Source organism: Polaromonas sp. P1_E3 (assembly GCF_056405935.1).
Genome location: NZ_JBFUBD010000015.1, coordinates 19,051 through 43,334, shown reverse-complemented (window position 1 = coordinate 43,334; position 24,284 = coordinate 19,051). Strand labels below are relative to the sequence as shown.

Sequence of the window (24,284 nt, the reverse complement as noted above, 5' to 3'; positions counted from 1 at the left end):
GCCCGGCGGCAGCGTGGAATACAACAACGAAGAGGCCGGCGCCGAGTGGATGCAGCGCCTGACCAACGCCTTTCCCAAGTTCGCCTGGATCAACCCCGAGCCGCAGGGCGTCTGGCAGTACCGGCAAAGCATCAGCGTGATCCAGCAACTGGTGAACCAGCGCATGTACCCGCTGACCATCAAGGGGCTGGAAGAAGCCATGCGCCTGCTGTCCAAATAAATCGCCGCTGGGCAGCAGGCGCTTGTCTCCTACACAAACAGGCAGAAGGGCTCAAGTAAACTGCCCCGGTGACCCCTCCCAGCCCCTACAGCATCCTCTGCGCGCGGACGGCCACCCCAGGACTGACCAGCACCGGTTTCATCCCTGCCGTTGCCCTCTTGGCGATGTTCCTTGCGCCGCCGGTCGCCGCGCAAACGGCCGCGCCCATGGACAGCACGGCCATGCCTCCCTCCGGCGTGACGCAGACCGCCCCCGCCCCCCTGCCTCCGCCCCAGAAGGTCGCACCCGAACCCACTCCTCAAGGCGCCACAGGCCCGACCAGCGCCCAACCCGAAGTCACCGCCTTCGACATTGCGGTACGCGCGCCCGGGACCGTCAAGGAACTGCTCGAACGACACCTTGAATTGCAGCGCTACCGCGCCGTGACCGATCTGGACGAAGCCGAGCTGGCGCGCCTGATCGTTCTGGCCGAGCGCAATGTGCGTAACCTGGTAGGCACGCTGGGCTACTTCAGCCCGACCATCACCATCACACGCGAAGGCGGCACTGCCGTGGGGCCGGGCCAGCGGCCGACCATTGTGGTGGCGGTGGAGCCTGGCCAGGCCACGACGGTCGGGCCGGTCGCCATTGACTTTGCAGGCGATATTGCCGAATCACCAGACCCAGATGCGCAGGCCCAGCGCGCGGAAATCCAGCGCGACTGGCGTCTGCCCACGGGCCAACGCTTTACGCAGGACGCCTGGGACAGCGCCAAGACACAGGCCCTGCGCGACCTGGTTGCCCGCCGCTACCCGGCCGGCAAGCTGGCCGGTAGCCTGGCCGACGTGGACGCGCCGGAGCACAGCGCAGCCCTGAGCCTCAAGCTCGACTCCGGCCCCCTCTATCGCCTGGGCCCCATGCAGGTCTCAGGTGTCGAGCGCTACGACCCGGTGCTGGTGCCACGCCTGGCACGCCTCAATGCCGGCGCGGTGTACGACCAGAAGCAGCTGACCGAAGCGCAGCAGCGGCTGGCTTCCAGCGGTTATTTCGATTCGGCTTATATCTTTGTCGATCCCGAAAGCGATCCACAAGCAGCGCCCGTCCAGGTACAGGTGCGCGAAGCCAAACTGCAAAAAATCATCCTGGGTGTGGGCGTTACCACCGACAGCGGGCCGCGCGCATCGATTGAGCACACGCACCTGCGCGTGCCGGGTACCAATTGGCGCGCCGTCACCAAACTGCAACTCGAAAAAAAATCACCTTTTGCCCAGACCGAATGGACCTCGATTCCCGATGAGGCCAGCTGGCGCTGGGTGGCTCTGGCACGTACCGAACGTGTCGACGACAACGAGCTCGTCACCCGCTCCGGGCGTCTGCGCTTTGGGCGCACGCAGGCCGGCGAACGCATAGACCGCAACATCTATTTGCAATACGACAGGGCCAGCGTGAGCGGCAGCGGCCAGATCAACAGCTCCGCCGCCGACATCGGCGACGGCTCGGCCCTGACCGCCAACTACGTCTGGACCGGGCGTTACTTCGACAGCTTGCCATTTCCGAGCAAGGGCTATGGCCTGGGCTTTGAACTCGGCGCCGGCAGCACCATGGGGACGCAGCACCTGCCCCTCACCCGCGCCGTGGGCCGCTGGCTCGGCATTGTGCCGCTGGAGCGGGGCCGCATCGCCATGCGCGCCGAGGGCGGCGCCGTGCTGGCCAAAGACTCGGCGCGCATACCCGGCACCTTGCTGTTCCGCACGGGCGGCGACACCACCGTCCGCGGCTACGGCTATCGCGACATCGGCATCAAGCTGGACAACGGCGTGACCGGGCCGGGCCGCTACATGGCGGTGGGCAGTGTGGAATACCAGCGCCCCATGCTGCGCGACGGCCGGCCCAGTGAATGGGAGAACACCTTTTTCATTGATGCGGGCGCTGTGGCCGACAACCCCAAAGACATGAAACCTTCCATCGGCATCGGCACCGGCGTGCGCTGGAAAAGCCCTATCGGGCCGCTGCAGATTGACCTGGCCTATGGCGAGAAAGCCAAGCAGCTGCGCCTGCACGTCAGCGTGGGATTTGTTTTCTGATGGACACGCCTGATACCCCCATGACGCCCGTTGCCGCGCCCAAACCGGCACGCCCGCCACGGCGCTGGCTGCGCGCCATTGCATGGGCCGCCGGTAGCGTGGTGGTGCTGGCCGTAGCCGCCACGGCAGGCGCCTGGTGGTGGGCCGGCACCGACGGGTCACTGGCCACCGCGTTGAACTGGATCGCTCGAACCCAGCCGCTAAGCGCCGAACGCGTGACGGGATCCCTGCGCGCGGGCGGACATGTTGACCAACTGGTGTGGCAGCAAGATGGCCTGCGTGTGGATGTGAAAGACGTCACCCTCGCCTGGCAACCGTGGTCGCTTCTGCACGGCACGCTGGAGGTCAACCAGCTGGCCGCGGCCAGCGTGCAGGTCACCGATCAACGCGCGCCTTCCACAACACCGTCGGTGCCGCCCTCGGCGCTGGGCTTGCCGCTGCCGGTGGTGCTTGACGGGTTTTCCATCGGGCAGTTTCAATGGATGGGCGGCGCGGCGTTTTCTGCCTCCGCCATCACGGGCAACTATTCGTTCAGGGGCATAGACCACCAGCTGGAATTGCTCAGCGCACAGGTAGCGCACGGCCGCTACAGCGGGCGCGCGACCTTATCGTCACACAGCCCGTTGAAGCTTGATGCCAGCCTGGCAGGTGCCCTCGACGCGCAGATTCCCGGCACAAAAGTGCCCGTGCCGCTGGCATTCAAAGCCACGGCCCGAGGTCCCCTCACCGAACTGCTGGTGAAGGCCGAGCTGCAAATGAGCGCGCAGCCTTCCGCTACATCACCCCCCAAAAACCAGCGGCAGCCACAGGCAACCGCCACAGCACGCGTCATGCCGTGGGCTGCACAACCCCTGCCGCAGGCTGATGCGAATTTTCGCGACCTGGATGTAGCGGCCTTCTGGCCCGAAGGCCCACAAACCTTGCTGACGGGCAGCGCCAACGTGCGGCCGGCACCCTCTGCAAGTTCAGGCGTTTCATCGGCATCCGCCTGGCAGTTGCAACTGCAACTGGCAAATGCCCTGCCCGGCCCCTGGGACCAGCACAGGCTGCCCCTGGACCGGCTGGAAACCCAAGGCGAGTGGCGCGGCGGCACGGCCATGGTGCGCACACTCAAGGCCCAAATGGGCGGCGGCGAACTGCTAGCGAGCGGGGAGTGGGCCGAGCCGCCTGCCGCATCCGTCACCGCCAGCACGGCACCTGCCTGGAAACTGCAGGCCACACTTCATCAGGTCAACCCGGCCCTTCTGCACACGCAGCTGGCGCCATTGCCGCTCAACGGCAAGGCCGACGTCCGCAGCCAGGGCCCAGCCATCGCTTTCGCCGCGAATGTGCAGGCAGTGCCGACCAGCGGCGCCCCTAAAAACAATCCCTTGGGCCAACTACGCCTGCGCGATGCCAGTGCCACTGGCAGCTGGAATGCCGAACAGACCGGCGGCACGCTGATGCTGTCGGCTCTGCGCGTACGCACCGACGACGCCGAGCTGGCAGGTCAGCTTGAGGCACAACCCAGCGCAAAAGGCGGCAAGGGAACACTCACACTGACAGCCCCCGGACTGGACGCCCAGCTGCAAGGGGAACTGCGGCAAACCAGCGGCAAAGGCGATGTGAGCCTGCGCGGCCGCGACATGGCACAAGCCCTGCGCTGGCTGCAAAAACTCCCGGGCCTGCCCGCATCATTGAAGAGCGCATCAGCGAGCGGCAACGCTGAGCTGCAAGCCAGCTGGCAAGGTGGCTGGCAAGATCCGGCCTTGCAGGCGCGGCTGGACCTGCCTTCGCTTGACTGGCGCACAGCGGTGCCTGCACCTGCGGGCGTACCGGCCCCGGGCACAGCTGGCACCGCACCTCCTGCAGCAGAGGCCCTGAAAATCCGCGGCTTCCAGGCCACGCTCTCCGGGCGCCTGAGCCAGGCACAACTGGCCACGCAAGGCCGCATGGAAGCAGGCCAGCGCCGCTACACCCTGCAGCTGGCAGCAGAAGGCGGGCGGCTCAACGCCGGCGCCGCGCGCAATGCGTCCTTTGCTGAATCCGCATGGCAAGGCCTGGTCAAGCAGCTCAGTGTGAGCGTGGAAGACCCCACGCTGGGCAAGGGGGCCTGGCAGCTCAAGACCCGCAGCACCGTGCCGCTCAAGTGGACGCCCGGACGTAATGGCGGCCTGCTTGAAAGCGGCGCCGGAGAAGCCCTCCTGGTCGCGCCGCCTTCGGGCGCATCCGCCAGTGCACCTTCGCAGGCCACGCTGGCCTGGCAACCGGTTCGCTGGCGGCCGGGCCATGAACTCGTCACTGCGGGCAAGCTCAGCGGCCTGCCGCTGGCCTGGATAGAACTGCTGGCCGGCCCGCAAATGGCCGGCGCAGGCCTGGGCGGCACCCTGCTGCTGGACGGCGACTGGGATGTCACGCTGGGTGACACGCTGCGCCTGAAAGCCAGCCTCGCACGCAGCAGCGGCGACATCACCGTGCAAGCCGAGACCGTGCAAGGCATGTCGGCGCGTGTGGCAGCCGGCGTGAAGGAAGCGCGCCTCTCGCTGGTCAGCGAAGCCGAAGCGCTCACGCTGGCGCTGCGCTGGGACAGTGAGCGCGCTGGCACGRCCGACGGCCAGCTCAAAACCCGTCTGGCCCGCGCGCCAGCCACGGCCGGCGGTGGCTGGCTCTGGCCAGCCGATGCACCGCTGGCCGGCCAACTGCGCGCGCAGCTGCCGCGCATCGGTGTGTGGTCAGTGCTTGCGCCGCCGGGCTGGCGGCTGCGCGGCTCGCTGGGTGCTGACGTCGCCATCAGCGGCACCCGCGCCGCGCCGCAACTGGCCGGCGACCTGCAGGCCAACGACCTGGCGCTGCGCTCGGTGGTAGACGGCATTGAATTCGGCAATGGCCGCCTGCGTGCCAAACTCGACGGCACGCGCATGCGCATCAACGAGTTCACGCTGCAGGGCGCGGGCGACAAAGGCACAGGGGGCTTGCTCACAGCACAGGGCGAAGCCGGCTGGGTAGAAGGCAAGCCGCAGGTCCAGCTCACGGCCAGGCTCGAACGCCTGCGCGCCAGCATACGCACCGACCGGCAACTGACCGTCTCCGGCGACATACAAGCCGGCCTCAAGGGCCAGCAAACCGAACTTGCGGGCAAGCTGGTGGTTGACCAGGCGCGCATCATCCTGCCCGACGAAGGCACGCCGCAACTTGGCGACGATGTGGTGGTGCGCACCACCCGCGGCGCGGCGGCAGGCCAAAAGGCGCCCGCGCAGACCAGCGACGAAATCGCCGACCGCGACGCGCGCCCCGTCAAATTGGCGGTGGAGCTCGACCTGGGCCGCGACTTCCGCATCCAGGGCAAGGGCATAGACACAAGGGTGCGCGGCACGCTGGCCCTGAGCGGTGAAACGCTGCGCGATCCCCGGCTCACCGGCACGATCAACACGGCAGGCGGCCAGTACCGCGCCTACGGCCAGCGCCTGGATGTGGAGCAAGGCATGCTGCGCTTTACCGGCGCCATCGACAACCCCTCGCTCGACATCCTGGCGATTCGCCCCAACCTCACGCAGCGCGTCGGCGTGCAAATTACCGGCACCGCCCTGCTGCCGCGTGTGCGTCTGTATGCACAACCCGAGCTGCCCGATGCCGAAAAACTCTCGTGGCTGGTGGTGGGCCGCTCGTCGGCTTCGGGCGGAGCCGAAGCCGCGCTGCTGCAGCAGGCTGCACTCGCATTGCTCGGCAGCAAAAATGGCGGCATGTCGGGCGGGCTGGCTGCCTCGCTGGGCCTGGATGAACTCTCGTACCGCGGCGCATCAAGCAACACCGACGGCAGCACCACCGAAGGCGCCGTCACTTTGGGAAAACGCTTTTCGCGCAATTTCTATGCGGCCTATGAGCGCACCGTGACCGGTGCACTGGGCACGCTCTATGTGTTCTACGACCTCTCGCAACGCTTCACGGTACGTGCCCAGGCGGGCCAGCAAAGCGCAGTTGACCTGATCTTCACCGTACCTTACGACTGAGGCAGCTTCTGCTTGAAGGGCGGCATCCGCCACCGAATACAATGGCGGCTCTCTTCAAGACAAATGCCGCCATAGTTCAATGGATAGAACGAGTGCCTCCTAAGCGCTAGATACAGGTTCGATTCCTGTTGGTGGTACCAGACGCCACGGCTCCGAAAATTTCCCTCGCGTCACCTTTGCAGCGCATCATTTTTCGAACTACGCTACTGCGGAAATGCCTGCAAAGGCGAAAACAGCGCAGGGCTGCGCAGCAGCGCCAGAAACGGCCCGTAGACGGCTTTGCGAGGGCCGGCGATGAGCGCATCGGCCGCTTCATGCTGCGCAGCATTCATGGCCCGCGCTTCGGGCATGGCAGACGCTCACCCGCAGGTTCGTTGAAGCCCTGGCGAGGGGCCGGATCGTAGGGCATAAGGTCCTCGAAGGATAAAGCGGTCCGTTGCTGCATGTAGTTACTGCAGGTGCCAGAGCTGCAGGACGCTGCTAGTCTGCGTAGACCCCGGCCGCCTTGATGATGGGAGTCCAGCGGGCCAACTCATGCGCCAGATAGGCCTTGTGGCCGGGCACAGTGGCCCGTTCGTCCTGCACAATCTGCACACCCGCCGCAATTTGCGCGCGTTTGAAGGCATCGGTTTTTACCGAGGCCCGTACCGCATCGTTGATCCGCTGCTGAACAGCCGGCGGTGTGTCCTTGGGCGCGTAGAGGGCGAACCATATGCTGAGCTCGACATTGGGTATGCCGAACCTGGCCATGGTCGGCACGGTGGCCAGCGAGGTACCGGTGAGCGGTTTGGCGGCACTGACCGCGATCGCCTTGAGTTTTCCGGCCTGGATGTGCGCGGCGGTTGTGGGAATGGGGTCGCACATCATGTCAACGTGGCCGCCCAGCAGGTCGGAAACCGCCGGCGCACTTCCACGGTAGGGGACGGTGGTGATGCTCATCTTGAGCGATTGCTGTATGAGCAGGCCGCACAGGTGCGACGAAGAACCGATTCCCGCATGGGCCATCTTCACCTGCGGCTGGGCCGCCATCCAGCGCAGCAGGTCGACCACCGATGTGTTGGGCACGGCGGGCCGGGCAACCAGCACCTGAGGAATTTCCGCGACCACGCCCAAGGGCGCGAGGTCAGCGTCGGGCTTGAAACCCAGGTTGCGATACAAGGCCGGCGACGTCGCCATGCCGATATGGCTCATCAGGAGCGTGTAGCCATCGGCCGGAGCCCGCACCCCGATTGCAGCGCCCAGGTTCCCGCCAGCGCCCGACAGGTTCTGGACAATCACCGGCTGCTTGAGGAAGTCCTTCATCGGCACCGACAAGTCGCGGGCCAGCTTGTCCATGGGGCCGCCTGCCGCGAAGGGAACAATGATCGTGATGGGCTTGACGGGGTAAGCGTCCTCGGCCCATGCCGGAGCGACGAAGAAAAAGGACAGGAAGGCCATACGTACGGCGTGGATCATGCGATTCTCCTGAAAAAAAGAAGGTCAATCAGACATGGTTGAGGGCGCCGCAAGCGACGTGTGGGCCGATTGCGAAGCCTGCACCTCGCGCACCGCGAACGGGATGTGGCGTGCTGCGTCGAGCAACGCGCCCAGCGCAGCGGGTTGCAGTCCGGGCTGCAGTTGAAGCAGCGCGGTGGCAAGCGGCACACCGCCGGCCCGGGCCTGCTGGCACGCCCGGGCCACCAGTTCATGCGCGCGGTTCAAGCCCATCCCGCGCGCCAGCTCCATCTGCACCGTTTCTGTCACGATGGCTCCGCCCGTCAGTTCAACGTTGCGGGCCATACGGTCCTTGTCCACCCAGAGCTCTTCCAGCATGGTGATGGCCTGACCCAGCAACGCCCCCATCAGCGAAAAGCACATCGGCATGGCGTGGAGTTCGATGTACCAGGCGTCGAGCGAACGCTCGTTCTCCACAAGGGACGCATCCAGCATCATCGGCGCCGTGTGGAACAGCATGCGCGAAAGCGCCACCACCGACGACGCGGCTACGGGGTTGTTCTTTTGCGGCATGGTGCTGCTGGCCCCGCGGCCGGCCGAAAAACCCGCTTCGCCCACCTCCGTGCTCGACAGCATCAACAGATCACGCCCGATCTTGCCCAGCGTCGCAGCGATCTGCGGCAACAGCAGCGCGGTTTCAGCAGGCCCATCGCGCATGCAATGCCAGGCAATGGCCGGCTCATCCAGCCCCAGGCTGCCAAGCACGCGCCGCCGGGTGTCATGGCCCAGGTCGCCCAGCGAGGCAAGCGTGCCCACGGCGCCGCCCAGCTGGCCCATAGAGGCACGCTGGCGCGCCTGTGCCAGCCGTCCGATGTGTCGCAGCACTCCCGCGTGCCACACGGCTGCTTTGAAGCCGAAGCTAAGTGGCAGGGCATGCTGCTGGTTGGTGCGGCCGGCTTGAAGGCTTCGGGCGTGGGTTTCGGCAAACCCGCCCAGCAGGTCCGCAATGCGCAGCAGTGCCGCGTTCGTCTGTTCGAGGCCTTCGCACATCTGCAGGGCCAGGGCGCAGTCCATCACGTCCTGGGTGGTCGCCCCGTAATGGACATATTGGCCCAGGTCATCGCGGCAGAGGCTGACGATCTGGTCCACCAGGCCCACGATGGGCAGGCCCACCAGCCGGGTCTTGCGCTTGAGTAACGCCAGGTCAATGTTGCCCAGGTGCGCCACCCGCTGAATTTCATTTGCTGCGTCATGGGAAATGACTCCCTGGGCGGCTTGGGCTTCGGCCAGTGCCCGCTCGAAACGCAGGCAGCGATCGACGAAGCCGCGTTCCGAAAAAATTTCCGCGATGGCTCCCCCGTCGTGCAAGTCACTGAAGAGCTGATTCATGGGTTTGGTGTCAATGGGTTAGCGTTGAAACAAACTGTATCGGGTATAGTTATTCATCAAAAGCGATTTATTCAGAATGCAGCGTTCTTTTTCATAGATGGCTCATGGACGTACTGGCCCTCAAAACCTTTGCAGCAGTAGCCAACGAACGTGGCGTGACCGGCGCGTCCGGGGTGCTGCACACGGTGCAGTCCAACATCACGCAACGCATCCGTGCTCTGGAGACGGAACTTGGCCTGCCGTTGTTCAACCGCCATGCGCGCGGCATGGAACTCACGCGTGCCGGCCAGCGGCTGCTGCCCTACGCAAGCCGTATTGCCGCCTTGATGGACGAGGCACAGGCCGCAGCCAAGGGCGAGCGGGAAGGACCTGCAACACTGTCGATCGGCTCGATGGAAACCACGGCAGCGATCCGGCTGCCGGGCTTGCTGGCGACATACCGGCGAGCGCACCCGCAGGTGGGCATCTCCCTCGAAACGGGTCCCACCGCAACACTGATCGGGGCTGTGCTGGAACGCCGGGTGGATGGCGCCTTCGTGGCCGGTCCGGTGAACCACGTGGAGCTGGTCAGCCAGGTGGCGTTCAAGGAGGAGTTGGTACTGGTGTCCTCGGCCAACTGGAGCCGCACAGCGGATCTCGGCCGGCGATTGGAAAGGGGGGCGGCGGCCATCATGTTCCGCACGGGATGCTCATACCGGCAGCGCTTCGAGCAGTTACTCAGCGAGCGTGGCTGGCCCCGGTTCACACGCCTGGAGATGGGCACGCTCGAGGGCATTCTCGGTTGCGTGGCGGCTGAAATGGGCATCTCGCTGCTGCCCCGCGCCGTTGTGGAAACTTCTACCAGCCATCACACGCTGCACTGCCATCCAGCGGGCCGAAAGTCGCTGGAGGTCCAGACCCTCTTCATCCGGCGCCGTGACGAGCAGCCGGGTCAGGCACTGCAGGAACTCATCGGCCTCCTCTGAACGGTTTCCGTCCTCCGCTGCGCCCAAGCGCAGTGTTAAGCCATTCCAGCGAAACTTCCCTTTGTTAAAACATCAGTGGATTGCGCCGGCAGAAAACAAGACGCCGGTGGTGGTTATGAAGGACGATCTCCGCGAGAATGCCTGTTCCTTTGGCACGCCAGCCCAGAGCCGGGAATCAGGCTTCTACGCGGTTGAATCCAGAAAAATCCACCTCAACACTCCAAAATGTCTCACGGGCTTCAACACATCCTGCTGCTGGATACCAAGAAAAACCGGTTGAACGCCGGGCCCAAGGCACGGCTGGACACGGCGCATTTCCTGCGCCAAATCGGCTTTGGCATCCGGAATATTCCGGGCAGCCGGTCCAAGTACTGGCGCAGCCTGATCGCATTTTTCCTGTCGTATGCCAGGCTGCGGTTCCAGAAAACGGACGTGCTCTGGTGCCAGTTTCCGCCAGAGTTGCCGACCCGCGCGATACTGGAAAAAGCCCGCCGGAAAAACATTGCCACCGTGGCATTCATTCACGACCTGGAAGGGCTTCGCATGGACCCGCCCCGTCTTGACCTCGTTGAGAAAGAGGCCCATGAGCTCAGGCAGTTCACGCATGTTTTGAGCCTCAATGACACAGTCAGTGAGCTCCTGGGGCGCTACGGGGTGGCGCCTGCCGCTGCCCTGAACTGTTGGGACTATTTTTGCCCGGATCCGCAAATAGCCGCCGCCGGCGCTCAGGCGACCGGTCCCCAAGCCTTGCGCCCGAGGCTGGTGTATGCGGGCAACCTGTCCGCCGGCAAGTCGGGTTTTATCTATCGGCTGGGCGAACTCACCGGACTGGAGTTCGAACTCTACGGCGCCGGGCTGGACACCACACGCGATGCCCAGGAAAACGTCCGCTACGGGGGCACTTTTTCGCCAGACCACCCGCCGTTCAGGGCTGACGGCGCTTTTGGCCTGGTCTGGGACGGGGCAACGCTCGATGGATGTTCTGGTGACTACGGGGCCTATCTGCAATACAACACGCCTCACAAGGCGTCCCTGTACCTCAGCCAGGGCCTGCCGGTGGTGGTGTGGCGGCAGGCCTGCATCGCACCGCTGATAGACGCCCATGGTGCCGGCATCCTGGTTTCGTCAATGCATGAGCTGGAAGCGGTGTTCGCCGGCCTCTCCCAGGCCGACTTCGGGAAGCTGAGAACGGGCGCGGAAGAGCTGGGCCGCAAAATCCGCGCCGGACATTTCATCAAAACCGCCGCTGCCCAGGTTCAGGCGGCGTTCGGCTGAACCGCCTTATCCATGGCGCCAGCGCGTTGATTCAGACGTTGGCATACTGCATTGCTATATTTTTAATAGCTGCTTGCGCTCGTCCAATAAGGCCTTCAGCAGGTTTCAACCATTCGACGAAGCCCTCCGAATACCGGGCATTGACCGCTCAGGCGCTCCAGAGCGCCTGCATCGCGCGGCGGAAATGCTCGCCCGGCCGCCCTGCTTCCGGCCCGGCGGCCCGGTTTTTCCCCGCGGCCGCTACGCCCGACACGTACACCTCGGCAAACACGGCGCCTGGGCTTGAGAACACCAGCGCATCCAGCAGATGACCGGCCGGCACACCGAGCAATGAAGGCGACTCGGCAGCCAGCGTCACAAAGTCCGCCCGGTGGCCGGGCGCCAGCCCCCCCTGCATCCGGCCCGTGGCGGCAAAGCCGCCCCCCAGCGCGGCTTCGTACAAGCCAGCCGCGCTGCTTTCGTGGCCCAAAATTCGCGCAGCGATATTGCGCTGGCGCAGCGTGAGGCGCTGCGAGTATTCCAGCAGGCGCAACTCTTCGGGCCAGCTGCGGGTGACATGGCTGTCCGAGCCTATCGACCACTTGCCCCCCGCGGCTGCATAGGCCGGCAAATCGAAAACCCCGTCACCGAGGTTCGCTTCCGTCGCGGGGCAGATCACGATGGAAGCGCCCGTGCCCTGTACCCCTTGCAGCTCGGCCGGCGTGGCGTGAGTGGCGTGCACCAGGTTCCAGCGGGCATCGACATCGGCGTTGTTCAGCAGCCACTCAATCGGACGCTGGCCGGTATGCTCCACGCAGTCGTCGACTTCCTGCATCTGCTCGGCGATATGGATATGCACCGGCAAGCCAGCCGCCTTGGCCGCGCCTGTGAGTTCATGCAATGCAGCCGGGCTGGTGGCGCGCAAGGAATGCACGGCCACGCCGACGTTGATCCGCGTATCGCCCTTCGTCTGGCGCTGGATATCCTCGACCATGCGCATCACGCTTTCGGGAGTGGACGAAAACCGCCGCTGGTCTTCACGCAAACCCGTGGTCTTGAAACCCGAGCGCATGTAAAGCGCAGGAAGCAAAGTGAGGCCTATGCCGGTGCGCTGCGCGGCGCGCACCAGGGCCAGCGACATTTCTATCGGGTTGGCATACGGCACCCCGCTGACGTCGTTGTGCAGGTAATGAAAGTCACAGACTTGCGTGTAGCCACCTGTCAGCAGCTCGGCATAGAGCTGGGTTGCAATCGCTTCAAGCTGCCCGGGCGTGATGCGGTTGGCGGCGGAGTACATGCGGTCGCGCCAGCTCCAGAAGTCGTCGGAWGCATGGGCGCCGGCGCTGCGGCGTTCCGTCAGGCCTGCCATGGCGCGCTGAAAGGCGTGGCTGTGCGCATTGACCACACCGGGCAGCATCGGGCCACATAAACGTATGGCACCTGCCTGCTGCTGCGCCGTGGCGCCGGGCTCCACGCTTTGCCAGGTGCCGTTTCCGGCGACTGTCAGCAGGACGTCGCGTGCCCAGGCGCCCTGCACCCATGCCTGCGCGGCAAAGAATGTCCGTGCTTCACTTTTCATAGCTGCTCGCGCCCGCCAGCAAAGCGCTGGAGACCATTTTCATCAACAAGGGCTGGATGCGGGAAGCCAGCGCTTCGTCATACGCATAGGGCGGCGCTTCCTGCATGTAAAGGCTCTGGCACATCTCCAGCTGCACGGCATGCACATCACCGGCCGGCCGGCCGTAGTGGCGCGTGATGTAGCCGCCCTTGAAACGGCCGTTGACGGCGGTGGTGATATGCGGTGCGGTGGCACAGGCCTGCACCACTGCGTCGGTAATGGCGTCGTTCGCACTTGCACCGCTGGCCGTGCCGATGTTGAGGTCGGGCAATTTGCCTTCAAACAACCAGGGAATTTGCGAGCGGATGCTGTGCGCGTCCCACAACAAGGCGAAGCCGTGCTGCGCCTTGAGCCGGGCCAGTTCACCGGCCAGCGCCGAATGGTAGGGTTGCCAATAAGCTTCACGCCGCCGGGAGCGTTCTTCAGGGGCGGGCTCATGGCTGGTCTTGTAAAGCGGTGCGCCACTGAAGAAGCGGGTGGGGCACAGCTCGGTGTTGGAGGCCCCTGGATACATGGGTGCGTCGTCGGGCGGCCGGTTCAGATCGATCACATAACGTGAATAACGCGGCCGCAAAATGCTTGCGCCCATGGCCGGTAAAAAGTTATAGAGCAGGTGCAGATGCCAGTCGGTGTCTTCAACGCTGAGGGCTTCGTCGGTGTAACCGCCCTTCAGTTCAGCCGGGATCTCGGTGCCGATGTGCGGCATGCTGACCAGCAGCGGCACAGTACCCTGATGCAGCGTGAAAACTTCGTCGATGTCACTCATGTGATCTGGCCCCTGAAAACAGTTTGAAGGCGCGGGTTTGCGCCGATGGCATAGCTCAGTTCCGCCGGCCGCTCAACACCCCACAGCACAAAGTCAGCCCGCATACCGGCAGCCAGCACGCCCCGGTCACACAGGCCCAGGGCTGCGGCGGCATGACGGGTCACGCCGGCCAGCGCTTCTTCTGGCGTCAGTCGGAACAAGGTGCACGCCATGTTGAGCATCAACAGCAAAGAGGTGCAGGGCGAGCTGCCCGGATTGCAATCAGTAGAGACAGCCATCGGCACGCCGTGTTCGCGCAGCAAGGCGATGGGTGGCAGCCGGGTCTCACGCAAAAAGTAAAAGGCGCCGGGCAACAGCACTGCCACAGAACCCGAAGCCGCCATCGCCTGCGCGCCCTCGGTCGACAACCATTCCAGATGGTCGCAACTCAGCGCGCCGTAGTGTGCAGCCAGCTGCGCACCGCCGCTGTCGCTGAGCTGCTCGGCATGCAGCTTGACCGGAATGCCCAAAGCCTTGGCCGCCGTAAAGACGCGCTCGGTCTGCGCGGTGCTGAAGGCAATGCGCTCACAAAAGGCATCAACCGCATCGACCAGCCCTTCGGCGTGCAGCGCCGGCAGCATCTCAAGCACAGCGTCGACATACGCATCGGTGCGGCCGGCGAATTCAGCAGGCACGGCATGCGCACCTAAAAAAGTAGTGCGAATATCCACCGCATGGGCCTGCCCCAGCGCGCGCGCCACCGACAGCGTCTTGCGTTCGTGTTCCAGCGCCAGGCCGTACCCGGACTTGATCTCCAGCGTGGTCACGCCTTCGGCAATCAATCGCTGCAGCCTGGCCGCGCTCTGCGTCTGCAACTGCTGCGCAGTGGCGGAGCGAGTCGCCTTCACGGTAGAGGCGATACCGCCACCGGTGCGAGCAATCTCTTCATAGGTCGCGCCATTCAAGCGCAATTCGAATTCATGGGCGCGGTCGCCGCCATAGACAAGGTGGGTGTGGCAATCGATAAGGCCGGGCGTGATGAGTGCGCCGCCGGCATCGTGCTGCGCCTTGCAGCGAGCCTGAAGATCTGCAGGTAGATCGGCGCGCGGCCCAACCCACGCGATGGCCTCGCCCTCCACAACCAGTGCGGCGTCTTCAATCAGGCCATAAGGCGGTGCAGCGCCGTCCTGCATCGTGGCCGCACGGCAGTGAGTCCACAGTTGCAGGCTCATGCGGGTATCTCCATCCAGAGGGCGCCCTGCGCGGCGATGCGCACCGCCGCATTGCCGGTTACTGTGCGCCAGGCCAGGCTGGCAGGCAGTAGCCGCAAAGATTCTTCATCAAATAGCACTGTAGCGCTTGACTCATACGCATACACAGCTATCGTTTTCATAGCATTCATGGTGTCCGAAAACCGCCCTTCCACGCGGACCATGCGCGAAGGCTCACTACCCCGGCGCACCATCAGGTTGAAATCGCGCGTCTTGCCGTCAATCAACTCGCAGCCGGTGGCGGCAGCACCGTCAAAGAAGAGCGGCACATCGCCGGCCGTCACACGGTGCGGCACGCCCGCCACATCCAGCTGCACGCCCGCACCTTCAAGCACAGCAAACCAGCGGTCAATACCCTCGAACTTTGAAAAGGGGCCACTCTTGTCCACATCAGCCACCGACATGCGCCAGGCCCAGTCGCCCGCATCAGGCCACTTGGCAAGCTCGCGCGTCACACCGCCGCCATTGCGCCACGGTGCTGCGGGAACGTCGGCCAGCCGCACGATGTTCCATCCCGGACTGTTCACTGCTGGTGCGGGTGTCATGCCTGAAACTTTCCCGCAAAGCTGTAGCGCGAACCCGGGTACACCAGGCGCGCCACGCTGGCGATGTTGCCGCCACTGACGGTGCGCCGCATCATGGCCAGGCAGGCCTCTGCAGGTTTGATGTCCAGGTGCCTGGCCTCCTGCGCCGAAGGCAGGCAGGCCTCGATGGAATAGCTGGCCTCTGTGAGGGGCGCGTGTTCCAGCAGATGGTGCGTGGGAGTGGTCTGGGTGAAGTTAGTCTTTAAATAGTCAGGCGCCGCCGCCGGGTTCACATAGCGGTCTTCATACTGAATGGGCACACCGTTTTCCAGATGAATCAAGATGGTGTGGAAGACACGCCCGCCAGCCCGCAACCCCAGGGTGCGCGCCAAATCGGCGCTGGCCTTTTCAGACTCGGCCAGCAACACGCGCGAGGTATGCACATGTCCGCGCTCCACCACCTCTTCATGAATATCCCGAATGGTCAGCGTTGAGGAAATGCGATGCAGCTCGGCCACAAAGGTGCCGGAGCCCTGGATGCGCGTGACCATACCTTCGCCCATCAGCTCGCGCAGCGCGCGGTTCACCGTCATGCGGCTCACGCCGAACTGCTCCATCAGCACGGCTTCGCTGGGCACCGGGTCACCGGGCTTCCAGATGCCGGCGCTGATGCGTTTCTTGATGAAAGCCTTGACCTGACCATAGGCAGGCAGTGATGTGGTGGCCATGAATCAGTTGCAATAAGAAAAAATAATTGTCGCCGCAAAGCAGGTTTTCGGCTCTGTATTCCGGCGGTTGCTTGCCGCAATTTCAAAAGCCATAGATTACTCCAGTTGACACAAGTTGTATAGACAACTACGATTTGAAAAAAAACAATACCCCGTCTCTTTCACTTTGTTATGCCGGAGCAGCGCCATGTCCGATCTTTCCCAAGCACCTTTCCTGGACAGCAAAGCCCGTCCCGTGCGCGCGCCCCGCGGCAGCACCCTCAGCTGTGCCAACTGGCAAATAGAGGCCGCCTACCGCATGATCCAGAACAACCTGGACCCGGAGGTSGCCGAAAACCCCGACGAGCTCGTGGTGTACGGTGGCATCGGCAAAGCCGCCCGCAACTGGCCGGCTTTTGATGCCATCCTCGACTCACTTCGCAAACTCAAGGCGGACGAGACCTTGCTGGTGCAGTCGGGCAAGCCGGTGGGCGTATTCCGTACCCATACGGGCGCGCCGCGTGTGCTGATCGCCAATTCCAACCTGGTGCCCAAATGGGCCACCTGGGAGCATTTCAACGAACTGGACCGCGCGGGTCTGATGATGTACGGCCAGATGACGGCGGGCAGCTGGATTTATATCGGCACCCAGGGCATCGTGCAGGGCACGTATGAAACCTTTGTAGAGGCAGGTCGCCAGCATTTCAACGGTGACCTGGCCGGCCGCTGGGTGCTGACCGCCGGCCTGGGCGGCATGGGCGGCGCACAGCCGCTTGCCGCCACCTTTGCCGGCGCCTGTTCACTCAATATCGAATGCCAGCAGTCCAGCATCGACTTCCGGTTGCGCACGCGTTATGTTGACAAGCAGGCCAAAGATCTCGATGAGGCGCTGGAGATGATCAAGCACCACACTTCACGGAAAGAGGCCGTCTCTATCGCCCTGTGCGGCAATGCGGCAGAGATCGTCCCCGAACTGGTCAAGCGCGCCAAGGCCGGCGGCATTCGCCCCGACATCGTGACTGACCAGACCTCGGCGCACGACATCATCAACGGCTATCTGCCCGCCGGCTGGACGGTCGCACAATGGCGGGCCGCACAAAAAGACCCGGCCCAGCACGCTGCATTGACGAAAGCCGCCGGTGAGTCCTGCGTAACCCACGTCAAAGCCATGCTGGCCTTCCACAAAATGGGTATCCCCACGGTGGACTACGGCAACAACCTGCGCCAGGTCGCCAAAGACTTTGGTGTGGACAACGCCTTTGACTACCCCGGCTTTGTGCCGGCCTACATCCGACCGCTCTTTTGCCGTGGTGTCGGCCCCTTTCGGTGGGTGGCGCTTTCCGGCGACCCGGAAGACATCCAGAAAACAGACGCGAAGATGAAAGAACTCTTCCCTGACAACAAGCACCTGCACCGCTGGCTGGACATGGCCGAAGAACGCATCGCCTTCCAGGGCCTGCCGGCACGGATCTGCTGGATAGGCCTGGGTGAGCGCCACCTGGCGGGACTGGCCTTTAACGAGATGGTCAAAAACGGCGAGCTCAAAGGCCCCATCGTGATCGGCCGTGACCACCTGGACAGCGGCTCTGTCGCATCGCCCAACCGCGAAACCGAAGCCATGAAGGACGGCAGCGATGCCGTGAGCGACTGGCCGCTGCTGAACGCGTTGCTCAACACCGCCAGCGGCGCAACCTGGGTCAGCCTGCACCACGGCGGCGGCGTTGGCATGGGCTACTCGCAGCACTCGGGTGTGGTTATCGTCTGTGACGGCACAGCCGATGCAGCCGAAAAACTGGGCCGTGTGCTCTTCAACGACCCAGCTACCGGCGTGATGCGCCACGCGGACGCCGGCTACGACATTGCCAAACAGAGCGCCAGGGACAACGGGCTGAACCTGCCCATGATGGGACGCTGAGCGTGGCTCTCCGCTTGAACCACACGCCGGTAAGGCCGCGTGGCGCATGGCCGCTTTTTTTGACGAACCTGGGATTCCCCTCATGAACATCCAACCCGGCCATCTCACGCTGTCCCAGCTCCGGAAAATTCACAGCAGGCGTGAAACACTCACCATTGACCCGACTGCTGTAGCGGGCATTCGTGCCAGTGCAGCGTTGGTACAGCAGGCGGCACACGGGGGTGCTGCAGTCTATGGCGTCAACACCGGCTTTGGCAAGCTGGCCAATCAGCGCATCGCGCAGGCGGACCTCGAGGTCCTGCAACTTAACCTGCTGCGTTCTCACGCCGTAGGTGTGGGCGAACCCATGCCAGAGCGTGTGGTACGACTGGTACTGCTGCTCAAGGCCGCGAGCCTGGCACGCGGTTATTCCGGTGTGCGGGAAGTCGTGATCGACACACTGATAGCGCTCTACAACAAAGGCCTGACGCCGGTGATCCCCTGCCAGGGCTCAGTAGGCGCTTCGGGCGACCTGGCCCCTCTGGCGCACCTGTGCCTGCCGCTCATTGGCGAAGGCGAGGTGTTCTACCAGGGCAAGCGCATGGCTGCGGTCGAAGCGCTCGAGCAAGCATCCATCACACCGGTAAAGCTGTCGGCCAAGGAAGGCCTGGCGCTGATCAATGGCACGCAGGTCTCCACCGCGTTGGCCCTGGATGCACTGCTCGCCACTGACCGCCTGTTCGAGGCTGCCGTGATCTCGGGCGCCGTCACGCTGGACGCCGCGCGCGGCAGCGACGGCCCGTTTGACCCGCGTATCCATGCGGTGCGCGGGCAGCCCGGGCAGATCGATTGCGCCGCCGCCTACCGCGCCATCATGGTGGGCAGCGAGATCCGCCGCTCGCACCTGGAAGGCGATGACCGCGTGCAGGATCCGTATTGCCTGCGCTGCCAGCCGCAGGTGATGGGCGCCTGCCTGGACCAGATGCGCTACGCCGCACAGGTGCTGATGCGCGAAGCCAATGCCGTGACTGACAACCCGCTGGTGTTTGCATCCAGCCCGGAAGCTGCTGTGCAAGCAGGGGCCGTGGAACCGGCTTTGCCGGTCCACAGGAGCCGCCCCCTTGAGGGGGAGGTGGCCACAGGCCACTTCGGGGGGGAGCTCTTATCCGGAGGGAATTTCCACGCCGAACCCGTTGCGCTGGCCTGTGACGCACTGGCAGTCGCCATCGCCGAAATCGGCGCAATCACCGAGCGGCGCATTGCCATGCTCGTCGACACGGTGGCTTCTCGCCTGCCGGCCTTTCTGACGCCGGAGCCGGGCCTCAATTCCGGCTTCATGATCGTGCACGTCACTGCTGCGGCACTGGCATCCGAGAACAAGTCACTGGCCCACCCGGCCAGTGTGGACAGCCTTCCCACGTCAGCCAACCAGGAAGACCACGTGAGCATGGCCACGTTCGCGGCTCGCCGGTTGCAACCCATGCTGCGCAACACCGAGTACGTCGTGGCGATCGAATTGCTGGCCGCCGCGCAGGGTATTGAATTTCTGCGACCGCTCAAGAGTTCCGCCGTACTGGAGGGTGTATTGCAAGTGGTGCGCCAGGTCTCTCCGGCCATGATGCATGACCGCAGCCTCGCGCCCGACATCGAGAAGGTGCACCAATTGGTAGCGGGTGGGCTCATTGGCCTGGCCGGTGAAGCGCAAATCACCGAGTTAACGGCCTTGCGGCTGGCATGAAGCCTGCATACAGTATCGAAACCACAACCCGTCCTCTACAGGAGATACCTTCATGAAGAAGCAACTTGCCCTTTCACTGCTGGCCGCTTCGGCCGCCCTGGCCTCGATGAGTGTCTCAGCACAGGAGACCAAGGTCGCCGTCGGCATCTCCGGCTGGACGGGTTTCGCCCCGCTGACACTGGCAAAAGAAGCCGGCATCTTCAAGAAGCACGGGCTCGACGTCTCGATCAAAAAAATTCCACAGAAAGACCGCCACCTGGCGATCGCCTCGGGTGATGTCCAATGCGCAGCCACCACCGTGGAAACCTGGGTGGTATGGAACGCCAACGGCGTCGCCACCACGCAGATCTTCCAGCTCGACAAAAGCTATGGCGCCGACGGCATGGTGGTGAAACCCGCCATCACGAAAATCACGGACCTCAAGGGCAAGACGGTTGCCGCCAGCGCACCCGGCACTTCACCGTACTTCGCCCTGGCCTGGATGCTGAAGAAAAACGGCATGAGCACCAAGGACGTGAAGGTCGTCAACCTTGAGCCGCAAGCCGCGGCCAACGCCATGATTGCCGGCACCGACGGTGTCGATGCCGCCATGACCTACGAACCTTACCTGGGCGCAGTGCGCGCCAAGCCAGAGGCAGGAAAAATCCTTGCCACCACACTCGACTACCCCATGGTGATGGACACCTTCGGTTGCACACCCAGGTTCCTGGCTGAAAACCCGAAGGCCGCCAAGGCCCTGGCCGACAGCTACTTTGAGGCTGTCGAGATGATCCAGAAAGAGCCGAAGAAGAGCTTTGAGATCATGGGTGCTGACGTAAAACAGACCGGCGATGCCTTTGAGGCCTCGTCCAAATACCTGCGCTGGCAAGACCGTGCAGCGAACCAGAAATTCTTTGCGGGCGAACATGCCGCCTTCAGCAAGGAAGCGGCCGAGTTGTTGATGGAAGCAGGCATCATCAAGTCGCTGCCTGACATGAGCAAACTCGCTGACACGCGTTTTCTGAAATGAGCTCCCCGCCGAAGCGGCCTCCGGCCGCCCCGCACCGCCGCCAGAGGCGAGGGCTCTTCCGAGCCGTCCAAGCCTGCGCAGGCAGGCTTGGAGCCGCGGCTCTCAGCCCCTCAAGGGGGCGCCACCTGCGGCCCGGCAAAGCCGGTTCCACGTTGGCACTGGCGAAGATACGCCACCCTATCAAGCTATCCGCATGAAGCCACTCCAACCCGTCTCCCCCGGTGCGCGCATCGCGCTGGGTGTGAGCTTCTTCGTTCTCTTCTTCGTGGTGTGGGCCATCTTCACGCTGGGCGGCTATGTCTCCAGGACATTCCTGGCCGACCCCATCACCATGGTGAGGTCTGGTTACGAGCTGTTGGCCAACCAGGGCTTTATCAAGGACATTGGCATGACGGTGTGGCGGGTGCTGGGCGGGTTTGCGATTGCCGCCTTGCTGGCCGTTCCGCTGGGCGTGATGATGGGCGCCTACAAGCCGGTTGAAGCGTTCTTTGAACCTTTTGTGAGCTTTGCGCGTTACCTGCCCGCCTCTGCGTTTATTCCGCTGCTCATCCTTTGGGCAGGTATCGGCGAGGCACAGAAGCTGGCCGTGATCTTTATCGGCTCTTTTTTCCAGCTGGTGCTGATGATTGCCGTGAGCGTAGGCAACACGCGGCGCGACCTGGTGGAGGCGGCCTACACATTGGGCGCGGCGGACCGGGGCATCGTGGTGCGTGTGTTGCTACCCAGCGCTGCGCCGGAGATCGCCGAGACCTTGCGCATGGTGCTGGGCTGGGCCTGGACCTATGTGATCGTCGCCGAACTCATTGGCGCATCCAGCGGCATAGGCCACATGATCACTGACAGCCAGGCGTTGCTGGCAACCGACCAGATCATTTTCGGCATCATCGTGATTGGCGTGTTTGGACTCGTGACCGACCTGGCGTTTAAGGCGCTGAACCGCAAACTCTTCCCGTGGGCACAGTTAGGCCGATGACCTCTTCCCCCCTACCGATTCTGACCGTCACCCAGCTGTCGAAAACCTTCGCCGCCAACAAGGGGCCGGGCACCGTGGCCCTTCAGGCCACTGACTTAAGCGTCGCGGAGAACGACTTCATCACCATCCTCGGCCCCTCAGGCTGCGGCAAGTCCACCCTGCTGCGCATGGTGGCCGGGCTGGACACGCCCACCAGCGGAACCATCGTGCTCGACGGGAAACCTATTGCTGGCCCGGGTGCCGACCGCGGCATGGTGTTCCAGAGCTACACGCTCTTTCCGTGGCTCACTATTTTGCAAAACGTCTGCTTTGGCCTGCGCGAAAAAGGCATGGCGCAAGACGCACAGCAGAACATCGCGCATCAGTTCATCAAGAAAGTGGGCTTGCAGGGTTTTGAAAACCATTTCCCCAAGCAGCTCTCTGGCGGCATGCAGCAGCGCACCGCCCTGGCGCGCGCGCTGGCCAATGACCCGCGCATCCTGCTGATGGACGAGCCTTTTGGCGCACTGGACTACCAGACGCGCGAGCTGATGCAGGAGTTGCTGCAAGGCATCTGGGAGGCCGAGCAGAAGACCGTGCTGTTCGTGACGCATGACATTGACGAAGCCATCTTCATGGGAAACCGCGTGGTTGTCATGAGCGCAAGACCGGGACGCATCAAATGCGACATTGCGGTGCCGCTGGCGCATCCACGGCATTACTCGGTCAAGACAACACCGGTTTTTACTGAACTCAAGGCGCAGCTTACCGAAGAAATCCGCGTCGAGGTGCACCGGGCGGCGGGGCTGCAAGCATCCGGCGTTTAGCCAGTTTGTCCTCAGGACTGCGCGGTTTGCTTCATGCGCAGGACACTGCAAATGCCTGCCGCCGCGGCGAAGGCCGCAGCCAGCCAGAGCGCAAACACGGGCCCTCGCCCGCCTGCGCCAGGGCCGGGGCCGGACACGGAAAAAATTATCGCCAGCAAAACCGCCCCCAGTGTCTGGCCGGTCAGGCGCGCTGTTCCCAGCATGCCGCTGGCGCCGCCGCTGCGGTTCGCCGGTGCCGAGGTAATGATTGTGTGGTTGTTGGGTGACTGGAAAAAACCAAACCCTGCGCCACACAACGCCATGCGCCAGACGATGTCCAGCTGCGTCGGCTGCTGCGGCAACATGGCCAACAAGATCAGTCCAACGGACAACAAGGCCATGCCCATACCACCCAGGAACCCGCCTGAGTAGCGCCCTATCAGGCGGCCCACCAGCGGCGAGGTGACAACGATCGCGAGCGGCCACGCCGTCAACAGCAGCCCCGCTTGCAGGTGACTGAAGCCATAGCTGCCCAGCAGCAGAAAAGGCAGGCCGACATACGCAAGGGTTTGGGCGCAGAAAGCGCCGATGGAAGAACCCATTGAAAGCGCAAACACCGGTATCCGCAACAAGTCGAGCGGGAACAGGGGCACAGGCTGGACAAGCTGGCGCCGCACATAAATAACTCCGATGACAATGCCCGCAGCCAGTTCCGCCAACGGCAGCCAGAGCGGACCTGCAGACGCACCACCTGCGGAAGGCTCCATACGAACGCCCAAGCCATCCACACCGAGGAACACCAGGCCAAACATCAGGGCATTCAGCACCACATCCAGGGGTGAAAGCCGCAAGCCCTGCGTCTTGGCAGCATTCTCAGGCAGCGCCTTGCGTCCCCACCATATAGACAGCAGGCCAAACGGCACATTCAGTGCAAATAGCCATGGCCATGAGCCTGCGGAAAGAATACCCGCGGCAATGGACGGTCCCGCTACCGAGGCCGTTGCAACCACCAGCGAGTTGACGGCGATGCCGCGTCCCAGCAGATGCCGGGGATAGATGAGCCGCACCAATGCGGTGTTCACACTCATGATGCCGGCAGCGCCCAGTCCCTGCACCACACGCGCTGTTGCCAGCATGGCCAGGGAATCCGCAAGTGCGCACGCAACCGATGCCGCCGTAAACACCGCCATGCCGGCGAGGTACACGCGGCGGTAGCCGGCGATGTCTCCCAACGTCGCCAGAGGCAGCAGGAATGCCAGGGTGGTCAGCTGGTACGCATTGACGACCCAGATGGACTGCGCCGCGGTGGCGTTCAGTTCACGGGCGATGTCCGGCAACGCGAGGTTGACGATGGTCCCGTCCAGCACCGCCATGACAATGCCGAGAATGATGACCAGCAACGCACGCAAGCGCTCGCGAGCGGGCAGACCATCCTGAACAACCATGCGTACCCTTTTCTGCAACAAGGGAAACCATGCGCTCGCCATGAGCAGCCTGATGATCCCCGAAAGCGCTGATTTTACGAGCGCAGACTGAATGTTCGATGCGAAGCCGGCCATTTGAGCCCCGCACCGGGGATTTTTTTATGCCGCCAATACGAGCCAGATTCATCTGTGTCGTGACAACATTTTCAACAGGAATGTCCCGGAAACCAATCAGTTTATGCGCAAGCAGCTATTAATTTCATAGCACATTAGCGACTTGATACT

The 24,284-nt window shown here is 63.6% G+C and carries 18 protein-coding genes, 1 tRNA gene and 1 pseudogene; 11 read left to right on the top strand and 9 right to left on the bottom strand.

All coding sequences use genetic code 11. From position 1 onward, the window contains the following. From AC1D0Z_RS04960 to AC1D0Z_RS04945, 4 genes and pseudogenes are all read left to right on the top strand, one after another. A pseudogene (locus AC1D0Z_RS04960) lies at positions 1-220 on the top strand (hypothetical protein); the annotation flags it as partial. A gap of 68 nt (positions 221-288) precedes the next feature. Further along, positions 289-2,283: an autotransporter assembly complex protein TamA gene (locus AC1D0Z_RS04955; RefSeq protein ID WP_477657130.1), complete on the top strand. Its 1,995-nt coding sequence runs from the start codon at positions 289-291 to the stop codon at positions 2,281-2,283. Further along, positions 2,283-6,269 carry a translocation/assembly module TamB domain-containing protein gene (locus AC1D0Z_RS04950; RefSeq protein WP_477657129.1) on the top strand — a complete coding sequence of 1,329 codons (3,987 nt, stop codon included), beginning with the start codon at positions 2,283-2,285 and terminating at the stop codon, positions 6,267-6,269. The genes AC1D0Z_RS04955 and AC1D0Z_RS04950 overlap by 1 nt, the downstream gene beginning before the upstream one ends. A gap of 65 nt (positions 6,270-6,334) precedes the next feature. After that, a tRNA-Arg gene (locus AC1D0Z_RS04945) sits at positions 6,335-6,409 on the top strand. A gap of 63 nt (positions 6,410-6,472) precedes the next feature. Here AC1D0Z_RS04945 and AC1D0Z_RS04940 read toward each other — a convergent pair. From AC1D0Z_RS04940 to AC1D0Z_RS04930, 3 genes are all read right to left on the bottom strand, one after another. Then, positions 6,473-6,601, bottom strand: coding sequence for a hypothetical protein (locus AC1D0Z_RS04940; protein ID WP_477657128.1), 129 nt, complete (start codon positions 6,599-6,601; stop codon positions 6,473-6,475). A 148-nt stretch (positions 6,602-6,749) separates the two neighbouring features. Continuing rightward, entirely contained in the window at positions 6,750-7,724 is a 975-nt protein-coding gene (locus AC1D0Z_RS04935) for a tripartite tricarboxylate transporter substrate-binding protein (RefSeq protein ID WP_477657127.1), read from the bottom strand. A 24-nt stretch (positions 7,725-7,748) separates the two neighbouring features. Next, entirely contained in the window at positions 7,749-9,092 is a 1,344-nt protein-coding gene (locus AC1D0Z_RS04930; protein WP_477657126.1) for a class-II fumarase/aspartase family protein, read from the bottom strand. A 104-nt stretch (positions 9,093-9,196) separates the two neighbouring features. Here AC1D0Z_RS04930 and AC1D0Z_RS04925 point away from each other — a divergent pair, with 104 nt between their 5' ends. Together AC1D0Z_RS04925 and AC1D0Z_RS04920 are read left to right on the top strand one after the other, a co-directional pair. Continuing rightward, positions 9,197-10,057: a LysR substrate-binding domain-containing protein gene (locus AC1D0Z_RS04925; RefSeq protein ID WP_477657125.1), complete on the top strand. Its 861-nt coding sequence runs from the start codon at positions 9,197-9,199 to the stop codon at positions 10,055-10,057. A 225-nt stretch (positions 10,058-10,282) separates the two neighbouring features. Next, the gene (locus AC1D0Z_RS04920) at positions 10,283-11,332 is read left to right on the top strand and encodes a glycosyltransferase (RefSeq protein WP_477657124.1); all 1,050 of its coding nucleotides are present in this window, start codon (positions 10,283-10,285) and stop codon (positions 11,330-11,332) included. A 148-nt stretch (positions 11,333-11,480) separates the two neighbouring features. Here AC1D0Z_RS04920 and AC1D0Z_RS04915 read toward each other — a convergent pair whose 3' ends face one another. The 5 genes from AC1D0Z_RS04915 to hutC are packed head-to-tail and all read right to left on the bottom strand — an operon-like array spanning position 11,481 to position 16,197. Then, positions 11,481-12,890 carry a formimidoylglutamate deiminase gene (locus AC1D0Z_RS04915; RefSeq protein WP_477657123.1) on the bottom strand — a complete coding sequence of 470 codons (1,410 nt, stop codon included), beginning with the start codon at positions 12,888-12,890 and terminating at the stop codon, positions 11,481-11,483. Then, the gene (hutG, locus tag AC1D0Z_RS04910; protein WP_477657122.1) at positions 12,880-13,695 is read right to left on the bottom strand and encodes an N-formylglutamate deformylase; all 816 of its coding nucleotides are present in this window, start codon (positions 13,693-13,695) and stop codon (positions 12,880-12,882) included. The genes AC1D0Z_RS04915 and hutG overlap by 11 nt, the downstream gene beginning before the upstream one ends. After that, positions 13,692-14,906: an imidazolonepropionase gene (gene hutI / locus AC1D0Z_RS04905; RefSeq protein ID WP_477657121.1), complete on the bottom strand. Its 1,215-nt coding sequence runs from the start codon at positions 14,904-14,906 to the stop codon at positions 13,692-13,694. The genes hutG and hutI overlap by 4 nt, the downstream gene beginning before the upstream one ends. Next, the gene (locus AC1D0Z_RS04900; RefSeq protein ID WP_477657120.1) at positions 14,903-15,490 is read right to left on the bottom strand and encodes a HutD/Ves family protein; all 588 of its coding nucleotides are present in this window, start codon (positions 15,488-15,490) and stop codon (positions 14,903-14,905) included. Before AC1D0Z_RS04900 ends, hutI begins: the two co-directional genes overlap by 4 nt. Then, positions 15,487-16,197 carry a histidine utilization repressor gene (gene hutC / locus AC1D0Z_RS04895; protein WP_477657119.1) on the bottom strand — a complete coding sequence of 237 codons (711 nt, stop codon included), beginning with the start codon at positions 16,195-16,197 and terminating at the stop codon, positions 15,487-15,489. The genes AC1D0Z_RS04900 and hutC overlap by 4 nt, the downstream gene beginning before the upstream one ends. A gap of 187 nt (positions 16,198-16,384) precedes the next feature. Between hutC and hutU the strand changes: the two genes are divergently transcribed. From hutU to AC1D0Z_RS04870, 5 genes are all read left to right on the top strand, one after another. After that, positions 16,385-18,091 (top strand): urocanate hydratase, encoded by a 1,707-nt coding sequence (gene hutU / locus AC1D0Z_RS04890; protein WP_477657118.1) that lies wholly within the window; start codon positions 16,385-16,387, stop codon positions 18,089-18,091. Between the two features lie 82 nt (positions 18,092-18,173). Next, positions 18,174-19,808 (top strand): histidine ammonia-lyase, encoded by a 1,635-nt coding sequence (gene hutH, locus AC1D0Z_RS04885; protein ID WP_477657117.1) that lies wholly within the window; start codon positions 18,174-18,176, stop codon positions 19,806-19,808. 52 nt (positions 19,809-19,860) lie between these two features. Continuing rightward, positions 19,861-20,817 carry an ABC transporter substrate-binding protein gene (locus tag AC1D0Z_RS04880; RefSeq protein ID WP_477657116.1) on the top strand — a complete coding sequence of 319 codons (957 nt, stop codon included), beginning with the start codon at positions 19,861-19,863 and terminating at the stop codon, positions 20,815-20,817. A 193-nt stretch (positions 20,818-21,010) separates the two neighbouring features. Beyond that, the gene (locus AC1D0Z_RS04875; protein WP_477657115.1) at positions 21,011-21,790 is read left to right on the top strand and encodes an ABC transporter permease; all 780 of its coding nucleotides are present in this window, start codon (positions 21,011-21,013) and stop codon (positions 21,788-21,790) included. Then, the gene (locus tag AC1D0Z_RS04870) at positions 21,787-22,596 is read left to right on the top strand and encodes an ABC transporter ATP-binding protein (RefSeq protein ID WP_477657114.1); all 810 of its coding nucleotides are present in this window, start codon (positions 21,787-21,789) and stop codon (positions 22,594-22,596) included. The genes AC1D0Z_RS04875 and AC1D0Z_RS04870 overlap by 4 nt, the downstream gene beginning before the upstream one ends. 11 nt (positions 22,597-22,607) lie before the next feature. On the opposite strand, the gene AC1D0Z_RS04865 is transcribed toward AC1D0Z_RS04870, so the two are convergent. Further along, a complete protein-coding gene (locus AC1D0Z_RS04865; RefSeq protein ID WP_477657113.1) occupies positions 22,608-24,020 on the bottom strand; it encodes an MFS transporter in 1,413 nt (470 codons plus the stop codon). Positions 24,021-24,284: the final 264 nt, after the last annotated feature.

Bases quoted from the DNA above. Each gene is read 5' to 3' on its own strand.
- AC1D0Z_RS04865 (WP_477657113.1), bottom strand. From the start codon at position 24,020: ATGGTTGTTCAGGATGGTCTGCCCGCTCGCGAGCGCTTGCGTGCGTTG.
- AC1D0Z_RS04920 (WP_477657124.1), top strand. From the start codon at position 10,283: ATGTCTCACGGGCTTCAACACATCCTGCTGCTGGATACCAAGAAAAAC.
- hutI (WP_477657121.1), bottom strand. From the start codon at position 14,906: ATGAGCCTGCAACTGTGGACTCACTGCCGTGCGGCCACGATGCAGGAC.
- AC1D0Z_RS04900 (WP_477657120.1), bottom strand. From the start codon at position 15,490: ATGACACCCGCACCAGCAGTGAACAGTCCGGGATGGAACATCGTGCGG.
- AC1D0Z_RS04925 (WP_477657125.1), top strand. From the start codon at position 9,197: ATGGACGTACTGGCCCTCAAAACCTTTGCAGCAGTAGCCAACGAACGT.
- AC1D0Z_RS04875 (WP_477657115.1), top strand. From the start codon at position 21,011: ATGAAGCCACTCCAACCCGTCTCCCCCGGTGCGCGCATCGCGCTGGGT.
- AC1D0Z_RS04880 (WP_477657116.1), top strand. From the start codon at position 19,861: ATGAAGAAGCAACTTGCCCTTTCACTGCTGGCCGCTTCGGCCGCCCTG.
- hutC (WP_477657119.1), bottom strand. From the start codon at position 16,197: ATGGCCACCACATCACTGCCTGCCTATGGTCAGGTCAAGGCTTTCATC.
- hutG (WP_477657122.1), bottom strand. From the start codon at position 13,695: ATGAGTGACATCGACGAAGTTTTCACGCTGCATCAGGGTACTGTGCCG.
- AC1D0Z_RS04940 (WP_477657128.1), bottom strand. From the start codon at position 6,601: ATGAATGCTGCGCAGCATGAAGCGGCCGATGCGCTCATCGCCGGCCCT.
- AC1D0Z_RS04930 (WP_477657126.1), bottom strand. From the start codon at position 9,092: ATGAATCAGCTCTTCAGTGACTTGCACGACGGGGGAGCCATCGCGGAA.
- hutH (WP_477657117.1), top strand. From the start codon at position 18,174: ATGAACATCCAACCCGGCCATCTCACGCTGTCCCAGCTCCGGAAAATT.
- AC1D0Z_RS04935 (WP_477657127.1), bottom strand. From the start codon at position 7,724: ATGATCCACGCCGTACGTATGGCCTTCCTGTCCTTTTTCTTCGTCGCT.
- AC1D0Z_RS04870 (WP_477657114.1), top strand. From the start codon at position 21,787: ATGACCTCTTCCCCCCTACCGATTCTGACCGTCACCCAGCTGTCGAAA.